Genomic DNA, 1,693 nt, shown 5'->3' with positions numbered 1-1,693 from the left:
AGGAGGCGGAACGCCTGGCGGCCGAGCTCGCCGAAGTCCTGCCGCACGGTGGTCAGCGGCGGCCAGAAGTACGCCGCCTCCGGCACGTCGTCGAACCCCACCACGCTCACGTCCTCGGGCACCCGCCGGCCCGCCTCCCGCAACGCCCGCAACACCCCCATCGCCATATGGTCATTGGCCACGAACACCGCCGTCACCTCACCATCGGCCGCCAGCCGCCGCCCCAGCTCATAACCCGACGACGCCGTCCAATCCCCCACCAGCGGATCGGGCACCACCCGGCCCTCCGCCTCCAGCACCGACCGCCACCCCGCCAGACGGCCACGCGAATCCACCCAGTTCGGCGGACCCGCCACATGCCACACCGTCCGATGCCCCAAACTCAGCAGATGCCGCGTCGCCCGCGCCGCCCCCGCACCCTGATCCACCGCCACCACCGGCACCGGCACATCCCCGCCCCCACCCACAACCACCACCGGCAACCCCGCCGGAAGCTGCCGCACCCCCTCGGCCGCCGACTCATGCGGCGCCACCACGATCACCCCGTCCACCGACTGCGACCGCAGCCGATCCACCCCCCGCCCGATCCACCGCCGATCCAGCACCGGCAGACTCGCGATGCTCACCAGATAGTCACTGTCCCGCGCCGCCTGCTCCACCCCGAACAACGTCGACGCCGGCCCGTACAACGTGGTGTCGAAACACACCACCCCCAACACCCCCGACCGCCCGGTCACCAGCATCCGCGCCGCCGAGTTCGGCCGGTAGTCCAGCTCCCGCACCGCCGCCAGCACCCGCTCCCGCGTCTCCGGACGCACCTTCTCCGGAGCGTTCAGCACCCGCGACACCGTCATCGCCGACACCCCCGCCAGCTCCGCGACGTCTTCCATGACCGCCGCCCTCGGGCGCTCGGCCGGGCTCTCTCCAGGCCGGATCTTCGTCATCCGCCGGTTCCCCGCTCTCGATGAGGTGTTCTGCATGTTAGCGATAACACAACACGTGTCAAGCCCGCTTTCTGAACCGGTTTCATAAAGGTGCCCGCCAGCGCCTCGTACGGGCCCTCTGACCGGCGACATCGCCGATGACGCGCAGTGAAGGCGGGAGACAACGCCGTCCCCGGACAGCCGGAAGCCGGTCCGCGCGGGAGTCGCACGAACCGGCTTCGGCATTGCGTCCCGGAAGGGGACGCCTGGGTGATCGGGCCCGGCCGGGGGAGCCGGGCAGGGTCAGACCGGGGATGGGGTCAGACGCGGGTCCACTTCTGGTTGTTGGCGCCGGTGCAGGACCAGATCTGGACCTTGGTGCCGTTGGCGGTGCCGCTGCCGGCGACGTCCAGGCACTTGTTCGCGCCGACGGCGGTGATGCTGCCGTCGGAGTTCAGGCGCCACTTCTGGTTGTTCTGGCCGTTGCAGTCCCAGATGATGACCGCGGTGCCGTCCGCCGTGCCCGCGCCGTTCACGTCGAGGCACTTGTTGCCGTAGACGCGAAGCTCGGACGCGCTGGTGGAGGTCCACTTCTGGTTGTTCTGGCCGTTGCAGTCCCAGATCAGCACCGTCGCGCCGTTCGACTGCGAGGCGCCGTTGACGTCCAGGCAGCGGCCCGACGCCACACCCCGGAGCGAGCTCGTGCCGCCGGGAGGCGGAGAGTTCGTCGGTGTGGAGGAGGGCGACGGGCTGCTGCTGCTTCCGCCGCT

The 1,693-nt window shown here is 70.6% G+C and carries 2 protein-coding genes; both read right to left on the bottom strand.

The window, feature by feature from the left end; translation table 11 throughout:
• A partial coding sequence (locus F5972_RS36240; protein ID WP_150940592.1) for a LacI family DNA-binding transcriptional regulator occupies positions 1 to 944 on the bottom strand: 944 nt, incomplete at its 3' end.
• Between the two features lie 299 nt (positions 945 to 1,243).
• Positions 1,244 to 1,693 (bottom strand): RICIN domain-containing protein (locus tag F5972_RS36235; protein WP_225312214.1); only part of this gene is annotated, 450 nt, incomplete at its 5' end.

This window comes from Microbispora cellulosiformans, assembly GCF_008728085.1.
GTDB lineage: Bacteria > Actinomycetota > Actinomycetes > Streptosporangiales > Streptosporangiaceae > Microbispora > Microbispora amethystogenes.
This window is presented reverse-complemented; position numbering and strand designations above follow the sequence as displayed.